Genomic DNA, 13,462 nt, shown 5'->3' on the forward strand with positions numbered 1-13,462 from the left:
GGCGGCCGGGCGCCGTCGGGGTCAGCGGCGCCAGAAGCCGCGCTTCTTCGGGGCGACGAGCTTCGCCACCGCGGCGACGAAGAGTTCGGCGACGGGGGAGGGGCCCTCGCCGTGGTTGAGGTGGCCTTCGGAGGACCACTCGCCGAGGACGGTGCCGGGGCTGCCGTCGAAGGGGTTGAGCGCGTGCTCCAGGGTCACGTAGCGGACGGTCTTGGCGCCCTGGGGGTGGACGGCGGCGACGAAGTGGGCCTCGGTGGCGCCGGTCGGGGTGGGGAGGGTGACGAGCAGCAGGGGGTGGCCGTCGGCCCGCAGGTGCCGGCAGTCCAGGCCGTGGCTGGGCAGCCGGTCCTCGGGCGGGAGGGTCTGGCCGAGGTCGTCCCAGATGCCGGTGAGGACGGGCAGGAGGCTGCCGCCGGCGTCCGGGACGGTCAGCCGAGGGCCGAATTCGAGGACCTGGCGGGCGAGCTCGCGGTGGACGAAGCGGTAGTGGTGGGGCCGTGGGTCGCTCATGGGGCCCACGGTAGCGAACCGCTCGGAGCGGGCGGTCGGCACATCCGACTTCCCGCTCCGAAAGGGCAGTTGACCAGCACCGTGGGCCGGGGTGGCGGCCCGTCAGTGACTGTTCTTGAGGTTGAGCACGACCACTCCGACGATCACCAGGGCGATCCCCAGCCACTGGAGGCGTCCCAGCGATTCGCCGAAGGCGACCACGCCTATTCCGGCGACCGCCGCCGTCCCGGCCCCCGACCAGACGGCGTAGGCGACCGAGACCGGGATGTGCTTGAGCGCGCGCCCGAGCAGCACGAAGGACAGCACGTAGCCGACCGCGACCCCCAGGCTCGGCCAGAGACGGGTGAACCCCTCGGTGAGCTTGAGGCAGCTGGTCGCGCAGACCTCGCTCAGGATGGCGAGGGAGAGCAGGAGATAGGGCATGCCGGTCAAACGGCCCGGGCGGCGCCGAGCTTCCCCAGCAGGGCGAGGTCGGCCTGTTCCAGGCTGGCGAGCAGGGTGATCCGGCCGCCGTCGGGCATCGGCGTCGCGGTGGACGGCACGGCGAGCACGGCGCAGCCGGCCGCGGCGGCGGAGGCGACTCCGGTCGGGGTGTCCTCGACGGCGACGCAGGTGGCCGGGTCCAGGCCGAGCCGTTCGGCGGCGGCGAGGTACGGGTCCGGTGCGGGCTTGGTGCGCGGGGTGTCCTCGGCGGCCAGGGTGACGGCGAACCAGTCCCGGCCGATGGCGGCGAGGACCAGGTCGACCACCTGGCGCGGGGAGGCGGAGACCAGGGCGGTGGGCACCTGCGCGTCCCGCAGGGAGGCCAGCAGGGCGAGCGCGCCGGGGCGCGGGACGGTCTCGGCGGCGACCTTGGCGGCGAAGGACTCGCCGAGCCGGGCGGCGAGTTCGGCCTCGGTGAGGGTGGTGCCGCTGACCTTGTGCAGGTGGGCGGCGGTGTGCTCGACGGCCTGGCCGAGCACTTCGGGGGCGTCCTGGTCGGTGAGCGCGTGGTGGAGCTCGTCGGCGAGTTCGGCGGCGGCCTGCCACCAGAGCTGCTCGGTGTCGACCAGGGTGCCGTCCATGTCGAACAGGACGGCGGCGGGGCGGGGGGCCTCGGGCGCCGGGGCGCCGGGGGCCAGGGGGTCGGGCGTCACGGAGGATTTGGGCGTCAGAGCGGAGTCGGGCGTCAGGGCTTCAGGCATGGCGGTACCTTCGGTGGTTCATCAGATGGTGCTACGCAGATGGGGTTCGAGGCTCTCAGACGGTGCGGCGGTCCACCAGCACCGGACGCTCCGGCAGCAGGAGCTCGGCGCGCGAGCCGGCCGGCAGCGCGGCGGCGGCCTCGGTCGGCAGGTCGGCCTTGACCTCGGTGCCGTCGTCGAGGCGGACGGTGAGCCGGGTGACGGCGCCCAGGAAGGACGCGGTGATCACCAGGGCCGGGCCGGTCTCGGACGGGGTCAGAGTGACGTTCTCCGGGCGGACCAGCACCTGGAGCTCGCCGTCGGCGGGCAGGTCGCCGTCCACCGCGTGCCGGCGGCCGAGCACCTCGACGCCGTCGGACGTGCGGGTGCACGGGATGCGGCTCATGGTGCCGACGAACTCGGCGACGAACGCGGTGGCCGGGCGGCCGTACAGCTCGGACGGGGTGGCGCACTGCTCCAGCCGGCCCGCGCGCAGCACCGCGACCCGGTCGGCCATCGACAGCGCCTCCTCCTGGTCGTGGGTGACGAACAGGGTCGTGATCCCCAGTTCCTGCTGGAGCCGGCGGATCTCCTCGCGCAGCTGGAGGCGGACCTTGGCGTCCAGCGCGGACAGCGGCTCGTCGAGCAGCAGCACGCGCGGCTGCAGGGCGAGCGCCCGGGCGAGCGCGATGCGCTGCTGCTGGCCGCCGGACATCTGGTGCGGGTAGTGCTCGGCGCGGTGCGGCAGGCCGACCAGCTCCAGCAGCTCCTGGGCGCGCTTGCGGCGCTCGGCCTTGCCGGCGCCGCGCATCCGCAGCCCGAAGGCGACGTTGTCCAGCGCGCTCAGGTGCGGGAAGAGGCTGTACGACTGGAACACCATGCCCGCGTCGCGCTTGTGGGCGGGGATCGCGGTGATGTCCTGCCCGTCGACCAGGACCTCGCCGGAGTCGTGCTGCTCGAAGCCGGCCAGGATGCGCAGCGCGGTGGTCTTGCCGCAGCCGGACGGGCCGAGCAGGGCGAGCAGTTCGCCCGGGTGGACGGTCAGGTCCAGGCCGTCGAGGGCGGTGGTGGCGCCGAACGAGCGGCGCAGCGAGCGGAACTCGACGGTGGCGCCGCCGGGGGCGAGCGCGGCACCGGCGACGGGGGCGGAAACCGTGGTCATGGCTGGTGACTCCTGGAAAGCGTGGGGTGGTTCAGGACCGTGCGGCCAGGGCGCGGGACGGCCGCGCGGCGGGGTGTCTCAGGCCCGCGCGCCCTTGCGGCCGCGGCCGACGGCGGACATCAGCAGCAGGACGAGCCAGACGATCAGCAGGCTGAGCATCGAGACGGCGACGGACATCTGGCCGTCGCTCTTGCCGTTGGAGTTGATCCACACCGAGAAGGGGGCGAAGCCGAGGATGGAGGCGGTGGTGAACTCGCCGAGCACCAGGGCGACGGTGAGGACGGCCGCGTTCAGCAGCGCGCTGCGCAGGTTCGGCAGGACGACGGTGAACACCGCGCGCAGCCAGCCGGCCCCGCAGTTGCGGGCGGCCTCGACCAGGGTGGCGACGTCCACGCCGCGCAGCCCGGCGTCCAGCGCCCGGTAGGCGAACGGCAGCGCCATCAGCACGTAGGCGATGACCAGGACGATCGGGAACTTCGGGTCCTGGATGGCCACGATGGTCTGGAACAGCGGGGTGTCCTGGAGGTAGTCCGGGCCCCAGCGCAGCACGCCGATGATGCCGGTGGTGAGCGCGACCACGGGGACGACCAGCGGCATCGAGCACATCACCTCGATCACCGGGCGCAGCTTCGGCGCACCGAGCCGGGCGGCGAGCATCGCCGGGACGAGCAGGAGCAGCAGCACCGCCACCGTGACGCCGGCCAGCTCCAGGCTCAGCACCAGGCTGTCCAGGAAGCCGGGCGCGTTCAGCAGCTCGGTGTAGGCCCGGAAGGTGGTGCCGCCCTTGTTGTCGTCGACGCTGAAGATCACCGAGGAGGCCAGCGGTACGGCGAAGTAGACGCCGCAGAGCAGCAGGACGAGGCCGCGGCCGAAACGGATGCGATTGATCAGGCGAGCCACTTGGCACTCCGGCGCTGAAGGGGCAGGTACACGGCCATCACCAGGCAGGCGACCACGATCATGTCGAGGCCGAGGGCGAGGGCGAGGTTGCCCTGGCCGACCAGGACGTTGCCGGACAGCGCGTCGCCGATCTGCATCGAGATCAGCGGCACCGAACTGCCCACCATGGCCTCGGCGGTGGCGTACGCGGCGAAGGAGGCGCCGAACAGCAGCACGAAGCCGCCGAGCAGCGAGGGCACCAGGACCGGCAGGGCCACGTGCCGCCAGTACTGCACGACGGTGGCGCCGTTGTTGTACGCGGCCTCGCGCCACTGGGTGCGCAGGCCCTCCAGGGCCGGGGTGATGGTGATGACCATCAGCGGCACCAGGAAGTACAGGTAGACCACGGAGAGGCCGGTGAAGGTGTAGAGGTTCCAGCCGTGGCTGGTGAGGCCGAACTTCTTGGTGACCTCGCCGGCGTTGCCGAGGGTGGCGACGAACATGAAGGCGAGCGGCACGCCGCCGAAGTTGGCGAGCACGCCGGAGGCGGAGAGCACCGCCTCGCGGAACACCCGGAACCGGGAGGTGGCCACGGCCTGGGCCAGCGGCAGGCCGACCACGGTGGCGATCAGCGCGGTCAGCAGGGAGAGCTTGACGCTGCCCCACAGGGCGGTCCAGTAGGCGCCCTGCAGCGAGCCGGTGAGGTTGTCGGTGGTGAAGGTGCCGCCGCCGTCGGGGGCGTCGGGCGAGGTGGTGAACGCGCCGATGGCGATCGCGACGGCGGGCAGGCCGAAGCCGACCAGGAAGAACAGGAGCAGGGGGAGGGCGGCCAGCCAGGCGCGGCCGCGGCCGGCCCGGGGCTTGCCGGGGCGGGGGGCCCTGGCGGTCTCGGCGGTCTCGGTGCTCTTGGCCGTGGTGGCCGTGGTGTCCGCGGTGTCGGTGGCCTTGGCCGTTGTGGCGTCGGCGGTGGCGGGGGTGGTTGCTGCGGGGCCGGGGGCGCCCCCGCCGCTCTGGGCGGCGGAGGCGGGGGCCGGCACCGGGGTGGGAGCCGTGGTCATCGTCAGGTCAGCCCGCGATCGCCTTGGCCCAGTTCTCGGTCACGGTCTTCTTGGCCGTGTCCGTCTGCTCCTGGGTCGGGAAGGTGGTGAAGGGCTTCTCGACCGGCGGGAGCTTGGCGGCGCCCGCGGCGTCCAGGGTGCCGGCCGTCTTCATGGCGTCGAACAGGGCCGGGGTGGCGTAGCCGCCCAGGAAGCCGTTCTGGCCCTCGGCGCTGTACAGGTACTCCTCCCACAGGCGGGCGGCGGCCGGGTGCGGCGCGTCCTTGTTGATCGCCTGGTTGTAGTACTGCGCGTAGGAGCCGTCCGAGGGGATGGTCACCTGCCAGTCGATGCCCTTGCTCCTGAACTTGTCGGCGTAGCCGGCGTTCAGGTACGACCAGTCGATGCTGATCGGGGTCTCGCCCTTCTCGATGGTCGCCGGGGTGACCTCGACCGGGTTGAAGTTGCCGGCCTGCTTGACCTTGGCGAAGAAGTCGATGCCGGGCTGGATGTTGTCCAGCGAGCCGCCGTTGGCGAGCGCGGCCGCGTAGACGGCGCCGAACGCGGCACCGGCCTTGGTCGGGTTGCCGTTCAGGGCGACCATGCCCTTGTACTCGGGCTTCAGCAGGTCGGCGAAGGTCTTCGGGCAGGCGGACACCTTCTTGGCGTCGCACGCGATCGACATGTAGCCGCCGTAGTCGTTGTAGTGCAGGCCGTCGGCGTTCTTCATGGTGGCCGGGATCTTGTCGAAGTCGGTGACCTTGTACGGGGCCAGCAGGCCCTGCTTGGCGGCGCTGAGCGCGAAGGCCGAGCCGAGGTCGACGACGTCGGGGGCGCGGTCCTGGCCCTTGCGGGAGGTGATCGCGTTGATCTCGTCCTGGCTGGCGCCGTCGGGGTTCTCGTCCTCGATCTCGATGCCGTACTTCGCCTTGAAGTCGTCCATCAGCTTGCCGTAGTTCGCCCAGTCGCGCGGCAGCGTGATGGCGTGCAGCTTCCCCTCCTTCTTGGCGGCGGCGATCAGGCCGTCCATCCCGCCGAAGTCGGCGACCGAGGTGGCGGTCTTGGCGCTCTTGCCGCCCGCGGCGTCGCCGGACTTCGCGGTGGAGGAGCCGGCGGAGCCGCAGGCGGTGAGGGACAGCGCGGCGGCGGTCAGGACCGCTGCGAAGGCGGCGGAACGGGCGCGGTGCACGGACACGGGTCAGTCTCCTGATCGGGTGTACTGCAAGGGGGTGAGCTGCGGTGGGGTTGTCTGATCGGGGGATCGTGCGAGTGGCCGTTCGGAGCCGTTCTGAGGTGCCCGGTGCCGTTCGGAGCCGCCCGGAGCCGTTCGAGGCCGTCCGAGTTGACTAGCCAACTTCGCTGACGGACGTAAGTACGCCGGAGTCCGATGACGGGAAGGTGAACGGACGGCCCAGAACCGGGGTCGGCTGCGGGAACGGTCGAATCCGGCCATCGGAGCGTGATCCGTTCGGTGCGATGCTTCAAAGGCGCAGCGGGATAAGGTCGGGCTGTCCGTGCCGGTACGGCTGCGCAGGACACCGCCCCAGGAGGGACATTGACTGACGTGGCACTTGAGCCCGGGCGCCCCGCCGAGCGCGCTCCCGGCGCCCTGTACCGGAAGGTCGCCGCCGACCTGCGCGAGGCCATCACCACCGGCGCGTACGGCGAGGCCGGCCGGCTGCCCGCCGAGGGCGCGCTCGCCGAGCAGTACGGCGTCTCCCGCGGCACCGTCCGCCAGGCGCTCGCCGTCCTGCGCTCCGACGGGCTGGTCACCTCCCGCCGCGGCACCCGGCGCGTCGTGCTCGGGGGCGCCCGGGTGCAGAGCTTCTCCGAACTGCTCAGCTTCACGCACTGGGCGTACTCGATGGGCGAGGAGCCCGGCGGCATCCTGGACTCGCTGGTCCGCCGCCCCGCCGACACCGCCGAACGCGAGCAACTGCGCCTGGAGCCGGGCGCCGAGGTGTACGTGACCGTCCGGCTGCGCACCCTCTCCGGCACGCCCGTGATGGTCGAGCGGACCATCTACCCGCCGCGGGTCGGCGAGATCGTCGCCGAGCTGCCGGCGGACGTCGTCTCGCACACCGAAGTCCTGCGCGAGCACGGCATCCTGTTCACCGACGCCGACCACACCATCGACATCGTGGCCGCCAACGCCGAGGACGCCCGGCTCCTCGGCTGCCGCCGCGGCGGCCCGCTGCTGCGCGAACGGCGGCGCACGACGGACCCGACCGGCACTCCGGTGGAGTGGTCCCAGGACCGCTACCTGCCCGGGACGGTGGCGTTCAGCATCCACAACTCGCTGGCCGCGTCGGCGCTTTCGCGGCACGCCCGGGAGGGTGACTGAGCCTGGCCCTCTTCCCGGGCGTGCCGGCCGGCGCCATCAGCGCATGAGCGCGGCGAGCAGCGGGCGGTAGTGCTCGAATCCGGGTGTCGGCGCCCCGGCCGTCTTCGCCTGCTCGTCCCAGCGGCGGACGGCCACCGCGTCGGCGGCGCCCGGGAGTTCGGCGAACGCGGCGGCCCGCCGCTCGTCCATCGGGCCGCCCTGGACGGTGAGGGTGTACTCCGAGGCCTCGGACAGCCGCTGCCGGTAGTCCGGTTCCACCGCGCACAGGTAGCGCTTGGCGGCCACGTGCAGCCGGACCGGCTCGGTCACCTCCGGGCCGAACCACCGCGCCAGCCAGTCGGCGCCGGTGTCGCTGTGCCGGTTGTCCTGACCCTCCATCAAGTCGCGTCCGTGCAGCGCGCCATGGAAGTGTCCGACGTCGTGCAGCAGTGCGGCGGCGACGAGGTGGTCCGGCGCCCCGGCCGCCTCGGCGGCAGCGGCGGCCTGGAGCATGTGCTCGGCCATGGTGACCTCCTCGCCCAGGTACTCCCCGGCGCCCTCGCCCGCGAACAGCCCGGCGATCGCGTCCAGCGCGGCGGCGCGCCGGTGCAGCACGGCGAGGGTGCTGCCCAGCGTGTCCAGGTCGGCGTAGCAGCCCTGGAGGTGGCGGTGGCCGTCCTGCTGGAAGGCCGTACGGGCGTGCAGCAGCCGGGTGTTGTCGAAGACCAGGCAGTCGCCGCGGTCGAGGCGGAAGGCGAGCTGGAGCTCGGGGCGCAGGGTGATCGCGGCGAAGCGGCGGTACGCGGCGTAGAAGGCCGTCAGTTCGCCGGAGCTTCCGCGCAGGGTGCCGATCGAGCGGTTGTTGAACCGCACCTCGCGGATCCGGCCGAGGGCGTTCACCTCGATCAGCGGGCGGTCGGCGCGCAGTTCGGTGCGGCGGTCGCGGAAGACGAACGGGACGGGCGTGCGGGTGAGCGTCTCGAAGTCCGCCGGCGCCTCCTCCCGGAGGAGCGCCGCGGCCCGGAACCCGTCCACCAGGCCGGAGTCGCCGCCGGTCGCGGAGTTCTCCAGGCAGTGCAGGAGCTGGAGCGTCGGCACCGGGTCCCGGTACGGGTTGTCGGTGTGCGGCGCGATCGCGACGCTGGTGAACGCCAGGTTGTTCGGATCCGGCTCGACCCGGACGTCGAACAGCTCCCCGTAGTTGGTGACCCGGACGTAGCCGAAGCTCTCGGCCACCGCGAGGACCTGCCGCTCCACCGTCGGCACCCCGCGCAGCACCGCGAAGCCGCTGCGGCGCACGGCGGTGAGGACGGCGGCCTGCTCGGCGGGGTCGGCCAGGTACGCCTCCCACCGCGCCTCGGGGATCCCGTGTGCGAAGTCCGCCGCCACCCAGAGCCGCTTGCCCTCCTCCGTCCGCCCGTCGCCGTCCCGCTCGGCGCCGAGCCACTCCAGCGGGTACCGCGAGCGGTGCCCGTCCGACCAGAGCACCTCCAGGCCCCCGTCGGTCTCCGTGCTCGCGGCGACCGCCAGGTCCTGCGGCAGGTCGTCGATCTGGAACAGCTTCTGCCCGTTCCTGGGGTCCCGGCACTCGGCGCACGGGCAGTTGTCGCGCAGCCAGTACGGCGGCAGCTCGGTCACGGTGGTCTCCTCCTCGGCGGCGTCCCGGGTGAAGTTGTATAGCCAACTTCACCCCTGGCCGGAGCCTGCCTGCCCCCGGTGAGATCGGCGTGCCGCGCAGATGAACGCTGCGGGAACTGTGCCGGGAGCCGATGGCCGAAACCCGCCGCGCCGCGTGGGACCAGGTCCTGTCCGAGGGTGAGACGGAGCGGCCCCCGGGACCGGGTGTCCCGGGGGCCGCTCCGCGTGATCGGGCCTCGACGGCGCCGTGGTGTCAGCCCTGGACGGCTGCCGTCCAGGCCGCCTCCGCGGCGGCCAGGGCCGGGGCCGGGTCCGCGTCCGTCGCGGTGGCGAGGGCGGTGAGGCAGGCGTGGACGGTGGGCAGGGCGGCGGCGGGGCCGTAGTGGTTGACGCGGAGCATCGACGCGGCGAGGGGGCCGCCGCCGGGCTGGACGGGGAGGGCGGGGTCGAGGCGGGCGGCGAGCTCGGCCGCGTGCACGCCGGCCGGGGTGCGCAGGGTGGTGGCGACGGGGGCCGCGTGGGCGTCCTTGGTGACGAACGGGGCGAGGGTGCCGAGCGCGCGGGCGCCCGCGCGGGTGGCGGCGGAGGCGGCGCGGTGGCGGGCGATGACGGCGGGCAGGCCGTCGGCGGCGATCCGGTCGAGGCAGGCGCCGAGGGCCAGCATCTCCAACTGGGCGGGGGCGTGCGGGAGCACGGTGCGCCCGGCGTCCGTCCAGCGCTCCTTCCAGTCGAGCAGGGACAGGTAGGAGCGGCGCGGGGCGGCCGGGTTGGCGGCGATCCGCTCCCAGGCGCGCTGGGAGACGGAGACGGCGGAGACCCCGGCGGGGCCGCCCATGGCCTTCTGGCCGCCGATGACGCACAGGTCGACGCCCCACTCGTCGGTGAGCAGCGGCTCGGCGGCGACGGAGGCGACCGCGTCGAGCATCAGCAGGGCGCCGTGCTCGCGGACGGCGGCGGCGATTCCGGCGACGGGGTTGGTGTTGCCGGTGGCGGCCTCGGCGTGGACGAGGGAGACGAAGTCGACGGCCGGGTGGGCGGCGAGGGCGTCGGCGACCTGCTGCGCGCTGACCGCGCTGTCGAAGGGGACGGCCAGGTCCACGACCTCGACCCCGCAGGAGCGCAGCCAGTTGCCGAAGGTCTGGCCGTACGGGCCGGTGACGATGTTGAGCGCGGTGGAGCCGGGGTGCGCGGCGCCGCGGATCGCGGCCTCCAGTGGCAGCAGCGCCTCACCCTGGGTGACGATGACGTCCGCGGTGGTGTGCAGCAGTGCGGCCACCTGGTCCTCGATCGCCGCGAACTCGGCGGCGCTGAGCGGGGGGAGGTCGAGGAAGGGGCTCACGGTGGCGGCCTTTCGGGCATGAGGTGATGGGTGTCGGCACGAGTCTGCCGCATTCTTGCTGCTTACAGGGAACACGCCCGTCGGTAGAGTGCGGGCCATGAGCGATGGCGCGGTGCTGCACGTCCGGGGTCGGGTGCTGGTCGGTCCGGAGGACGTCCGGGACGAACTCTGGGTCGTGGACGGCCGGGTGAGCTTCACCCGCCCGCCCGGCGCCGAGGACGTCCGGACGGTGACCGGCTGGGTGCTGCCCGGTCTGGTGGACGCGCACTGCCACGTCGGCCTGGACGCGCACGGCGCCGTCGACGCGGAGACCAGCGAGAAGCAGGCGCTCACCGACCGTGACGCCGGCACCCTGCTGATCCGCGACGCCGGCTCGGCCGCCGACACCCGGTGGATCGACGAGCGCGAGGACCTGCCCCGGATCATCCGCGCCGGGCGGCACATCGCCCGCACCCGCCGCTACATCCGCAACTACGCGCACGAGATCGAGCCCGGCGACCTCGCCGCGTACGTCCGTGCGGAGGCCCGGCGCGGCGACGGCTGGGTGAAGCTGGTCGGCGACTGGATCGACCGCGAGCGCGGCGACCTCGCCGCCTGCTGGCCCGGCGACGCACTGGCCGAGGCGATCGCGGCGGCGCACGAGGAAGGCGCGCGGGTCACCGCGCACTGCTTCGCCGCCGAGTCGCTGCCGGACCTGCTGGCGGCCGGCATCGACTGCATCGAGCACGCCACCGGGCTGACCGAGGAGCTGATCCCGGCCTTCGCCGAGCGCGGCGTGGCGATCGTCCCGACGCTGGTCAACATCGCCACCTTCCCGGGCCTGGCGGCCGGCGGCGAGGGCAGGTTCCCGGCCTGGGCGGCCCACATGCGGCGGCTGCACGAGCGCCGCTACGCCACCGTCGGCGCCGCGCACGACGCCGGCATCCCGGTGTTCGTCGGCACGGACGCGGGCGGCTCGCTGGCGCACGGGCTGGTCGCGGAGGAGGTGGCGGAGCTGGTGAAGGCGGGGCTGAGCCCGGCGCAGGCGCTGTCGGCGGCCAGTTGGGGTGCGCGGGAGTGGCTGGGGCGGCCGGGGCTGGAGGAGGGGGAGTCGGCCGACTTCGTGGTGTACGGGGAGGACCCGCGGGCGGACGTCCGGGTGCTCGCCGACCCGCGGCTGGTGGTGCTGCGCGGCCGGCCGGTGGGGTGAGCGGGTGGCCGGTGGCGGGCGACCCGTCGTGGGCGGCCGTGGGGTGCGTGGCTGGTGGGCCAGTCGGCCCCGGGTTCGCATGCATGATCATCCGCTGAACGCGCTGTCGGCGTAGGCCGATAGGGTGGCCACCATGGCACCGCGTCCACTGAACGAGATCGTCGAGCCCGGTTGGGCCACCGCCCTGGAGCCCGTCGGCGGGCAGGTCGCCGCCATGGGCGACTTCCTGCGCGCCGAACTGGCCGCCGGCCGTACCTACCTGCCGTCCGGGCCGAACGTGCTGCGGGCCTTCCAACAGCCCTTCGCCGACGTGCGGGTGCTGATCGTCGGACAGGACCCGTACCCGACCCCGGGCCACGCCGTCGGGCTCAGCTTCTCGGTGGCGCCGGAGACCCGGCCGATCCCGGCCAGCCTGATCAACATCTTCCAGGAGTACGGCAGCGACCTCGGCCTGCCCCAGCCGTCCAACGGCGACCTCACCCCGTGGACGCAGCAGGGCGTCCTGCTGCTCAACCGCGCGCTGACCACCGCGCCGCGCAAGCCCGCCGCGCACCGGGGCAAGGGCTGGGAGGAGGTCACCGAGCAGGCGATCCGGGCGCTGGTGGCGCGCGGCGGCCCGCTGGTGGCGATCCTGTGGGGGCGCGACGCCCGCAACCTGCGGCCGCTGCTCGGGGAGATCCCGGCGATCGAGTCGGCGCACCCGAGCCCGTACTCGGCGAGCGGCGGCTTCTTCGGCTCGCGGCCGTTCAGCCGGGCGAACGAGCTGCTGGCGCGGCAGGGGGCGCAGCCGGTGGACTGGCGACTGCCGTAGCAGACCGGAGTCAGCGGCAGACGTCAATCTCACTCCAACGAGTGAAATGACGTTCTGTGTGGCTCCTGTGACGGACTGTTCGAGAAGACTGGCGGCTCACCGTTCGGAACGCCGGCCCCTCCCCGCCTGTCGCGGGTGACGTCTGGGCGCGCTCCGGATCAACAGCACCTGTGGGGGTACCGCCATGTCTTCTCGTTCCACCCGTTCGGCCAGTTCCACCAGCTCCGCCCATTCCACCCGTTCCGCTCGTTCCGTCCGCCGAGCCGCTTCCGCCGCCGCCGTGGTCGCGGCCTGCACGCTGCTCACCGTCCCGCCCGCGTACGCCGCCCCGGCCGCGCCGGCGGCCACCCCGGCGGGCACTGCGTCGTCCTCGCAGCCGTCCGCCGCCTCGCCCGGCAAGGCACGCGCCGTCACCGCCGAACTCGCCCTGGACGTCAGCCTGTTGAACAAGACGGTCGACGTCCCGGTGGACCTCGCGCTCAACAAGGTGGAGACGCCGGCCCAGCGCGAGGGCTCGCTGCTCACCGCCAAGGTCGACGGCGTCGACCAGCAGGGCCCGGTCACCCTGGTCAAGGCCGACATCGGCACGGCCGTGACCCGCATCGACGCCAAGGGCACCGCCGCCTCCGTCAAGCTGGTCAACGCCGACGTGCACGCCCCCGGCCTGCCCGCCACCACGCTGATCGGCCTGGAGGCGATGAGCGCCGAGGCGACCTGCCCCGTCGACGGGCAGCCGACCGCCGACGTCGTCGCGCCCGCCAAGCTGACGGTGCTCGGCAAGCCCGTCACCATCGGCCTGTACGGGCCGACCAAGGTGGACGTGCCGCTGATCGGCAGCGTGTCGGTGGAGCTCTCCAAGAAGAGCACCACCTCGACCACCGCGGCCGCCTCCGCCCTGGAGGTGCAGGTGGAGGTGAACCCGTTGAACCTGAACGTCGCCAAGGTCACCGGCAAGATCACCGTGGCCTCGGTGAGCTGTGAGAAGCCCTCCGCGCCGGCCGCCAGTGCGACCCCGACCCAGGCGACCCAGGCCCCGACGTCGCCCGCGCCGACCGGCACCGCCGCCACCGCCCAGCCGGTCGCCGACACCACCACCCGCGCCGTCGTCCCGCAGGCCGCGACCGAGAAGCCCGGCCCGTCGGAGAAGCCGACCGCCGGCCTCGCCGCGACCGGCGGCAGCAGCGCCACCGGCCCGCTGGCCGCCGGGGCCGCGGCCCTCGTCGCCGGCGGGGCCGGCGCCCTGTGGGCCACCCGGCGCCGCCGGGCCGCGCACGCCCGCCGGAGCTGAGTCCCGGCCCCTCGCGGTGGGGGGGCGGCCCCCCCGGCCCCTCCCCCCGACCCGGGGGCCAGCACAAACCACCCGCCCGAGACACGCGCCCCGCCCGGTGTGCACGTCGGCGGCCGGGGCGAC

13 protein-coding genes are annotated in these 13,462 nt (G+C 73.8%); 4 read left to right on the forward strand and 9 right to left on the reverse strand.

Features of this window, described 5'->3' with window-relative positions; genetic code table 11:
• Positions 1-21: 21 nt before the first annotated feature.
• From ACFWPI_RS31910 to ACFWPI_RS31940, 7 genes are all read right to left on the reverse strand, one after another.
• Positions 22-510 carry a hypothetical protein gene (locus tag ACFWPI_RS31910; RefSeq protein WP_380378109.1) on the reverse strand — a complete coding sequence of 163 codons (489 nt, stop codon included), beginning with the start codon at positions 508-510 and terminating at the stop codon, positions 22-24.
• Positions 511-612: 102 nt separating this feature from the next.
• Positions 613-933: a multidrug efflux SMR transporter gene (locus ACFWPI_RS31915; protein WP_063349558.1), complete on the reverse strand. Its 321-nt coding sequence runs from the start codon at positions 931-933 to the stop codon at positions 613-615.
• Between the two features lie 5 nt (positions 934-938).
• Positions 939-1,694 carry an HAD family hydrolase gene (locus ACFWPI_RS31920; protein WP_380378112.1) on the reverse strand — a complete coding sequence of 252 codons (756 nt, stop codon included), beginning with the start codon at positions 1,692-1,694 and terminating at the stop codon, positions 939-941.
• Between the two features lie 55 nt (positions 1,695-1,749).
• A complete protein-coding gene (locus ACFWPI_RS31925) occupies positions 1,750-2,835 on the reverse strand; it encodes an ABC transporter ATP-binding protein (protein WP_380378114.1) in 1,086 nt (361 codons plus the stop codon).
• A 78-nt stretch (positions 2,836-2,913) separates the two neighbouring features.
• Positions 2,914-3,723 (reverse strand): ABC transporter permease subunit, encoded by an 810-nt coding sequence (locus tag ACFWPI_RS31930; protein ID WP_063351452.1) that lies wholly within the window; start codon positions 3,721-3,723, stop codon positions 2,914-2,916.
• Positions 3,723-4,772, reverse strand: a complete 1,050-nt coding sequence (locus ACFWPI_RS31935; RefSeq protein WP_380378116.1) for an ABC transporter permease — start codon at positions 4,770-4,772, stop codon at positions 3,723-3,725. The genes ACFWPI_RS31930 and ACFWPI_RS31935 overlap by 1 nt, the downstream gene beginning before the upstream one ends.
• Positions 4,773-4,779: 7 nt before the next feature.
• Positions 4,780-5,946: an ABC transporter substrate-binding protein gene (locus ACFWPI_RS31940; protein WP_063349561.1), complete on the reverse strand. Its 1,167-nt coding sequence runs from the start codon at positions 5,944-5,946 to the stop codon at positions 4,780-4,782.
• A gap of 369 nt (positions 5,947-6,315) precedes the next feature.
• Between ACFWPI_RS31940 and ACFWPI_RS31945 the strand changes: the two genes are divergently transcribed.
• Entirely contained in the window at positions 6,316-7,095 is a 780-nt protein-coding gene (locus tag ACFWPI_RS31945; protein ID WP_063349562.1) for a GntR family transcriptional regulator, read from the forward strand.
• Positions 7,096-7,131: 36 nt separating this feature from the next.
• Here ACFWPI_RS31945 and ACFWPI_RS31950 read toward each other — a convergent pair whose 3' ends face one another.
• Together ACFWPI_RS31950 and ACFWPI_RS31955 are read right to left on the reverse strand one after the other, a co-directional pair.
• Entirely contained in the window at positions 7,132-8,712 is a 1,581-nt protein-coding gene (locus ACFWPI_RS31950) for a phosphonate degradation HD-domain oxygenase (RefSeq protein ID WP_380378118.1), read from the reverse strand.
• A gap of 253 nt (positions 8,713-8,965) precedes the next feature.
• Positions 8,966-10,051, reverse strand: coding sequence for a pyridoxal-phosphate-dependent aminotransferase family protein (locus ACFWPI_RS31955; RefSeq protein WP_380378119.1), 1,086 nt, complete (start codon positions 10,049-10,051; stop codon positions 8,966-8,968).
• A 97-nt stretch (positions 10,052-10,148) separates the two neighbouring features.
• On the opposite strand from ACFWPI_RS31955, the gene ACFWPI_RS31960 reads away from it, so the two are divergent.
• The 3 genes from ACFWPI_RS31960 to ACFWPI_RS31970 all read left to right on the forward strand — a co-directional run bounded on the left by ACFWPI_RS31960 (position 10,149) and on the right by ACFWPI_RS31970 (position 13,339).
• On the forward strand, positions 10,149-11,240 hold the full coding sequence (locus tag ACFWPI_RS31960) for an amidohydrolase family protein (RefSeq protein ID WP_063349565.1): 1,092 nt from the start codon (positions 10,149-10,151) through the stop codon (positions 11,238-11,240).
• Between the two features lie 133 nt (positions 11,241-11,373).
• Positions 11,374-12,051: a uracil-DNA glycosylase gene (locus tag ACFWPI_RS31965; protein WP_063349566.1), complete on the forward strand. Its 678-nt coding sequence runs from the start codon at positions 11,374-11,376 to the stop codon at positions 12,049-12,051.
• A 184-nt stretch (positions 12,052-12,235) separates the two neighbouring features.
• A complete protein-coding gene (locus ACFWPI_RS31970; RefSeq protein WP_380378122.1) occupies positions 12,236-13,339 on the forward strand; it encodes an SCO1860 family LAETG-anchored protein in 1,104 nt (367 codons plus the stop codon).
• Positions 13,340-13,462: the final 123 nt, after the last annotated feature.

It is taken from the genome of Kitasatospora sp. NPDC058492, from assembly GCF_042720685.1.
Taxonomy (GTDB): Bacteria; Actinomycetota; Actinomycetes; order Streptomycetales; family Streptomycetaceae; genus Kitasatospora.

Excerpts from the sequence above, each read along its gene's own strand:
- ACFWPI_RS31910 (WP_380378109.1), bottom strand. The coding sequence starts at position 510 with ATGAGCGACCCACGGCCCCACCACTACCGCTTCGTCCACCGCGAGCTC.
- ACFWPI_RS31915 (WP_063349558.1), bottom strand. The coding sequence starts at position 933 with ATGCCCTATCTCCTGCTCTCCCTCGCCATCCTGAGCGAGGTCTGCGCG.
- ACFWPI_RS31920 (WP_380378112.1), bottom strand. The coding sequence starts at position 1,694 with ATGCCTGAAGCCCTGACGCCCGACTCCGCTCTGACGCCCAAATCCTCC.
- ACFWPI_RS31925 (WP_380378114.1), bottom strand. The coding sequence starts at position 2,835 with ATGACCACGGTTTCCGCCCCCGTCGCCGGTGCCGCGCTCGCCCCCGGC.
- ACFWPI_RS31935 (WP_380378116.1), bottom strand. The coding sequence starts at position 4,772 with ATGACCACGGCTCCCACCCCGGTGCCGGCCCCCGCCTCCGCCGCCCAG.
- ACFWPI_RS31960 (WP_063349565.1), top strand. The coding sequence starts at position 10,149 with ATGAGCGATGGCGCGGTGCTGCACGTCCGGGGTCGGGTGCTGGTCGGT.
- ACFWPI_RS31965 (WP_063349566.1), top strand. The coding sequence starts at position 11,374 with ATGGCACCGCGTCCACTGAACGAGATCGTCGAGCCCGGTTGGGCCACC.
- ACFWPI_RS31970 (WP_380378122.1), top strand. The coding sequence starts at position 12,236 with ATGTCTTCTCGTTCCACCCGTTCGGCCAGTTCCACCAGCTCCGCCCAT.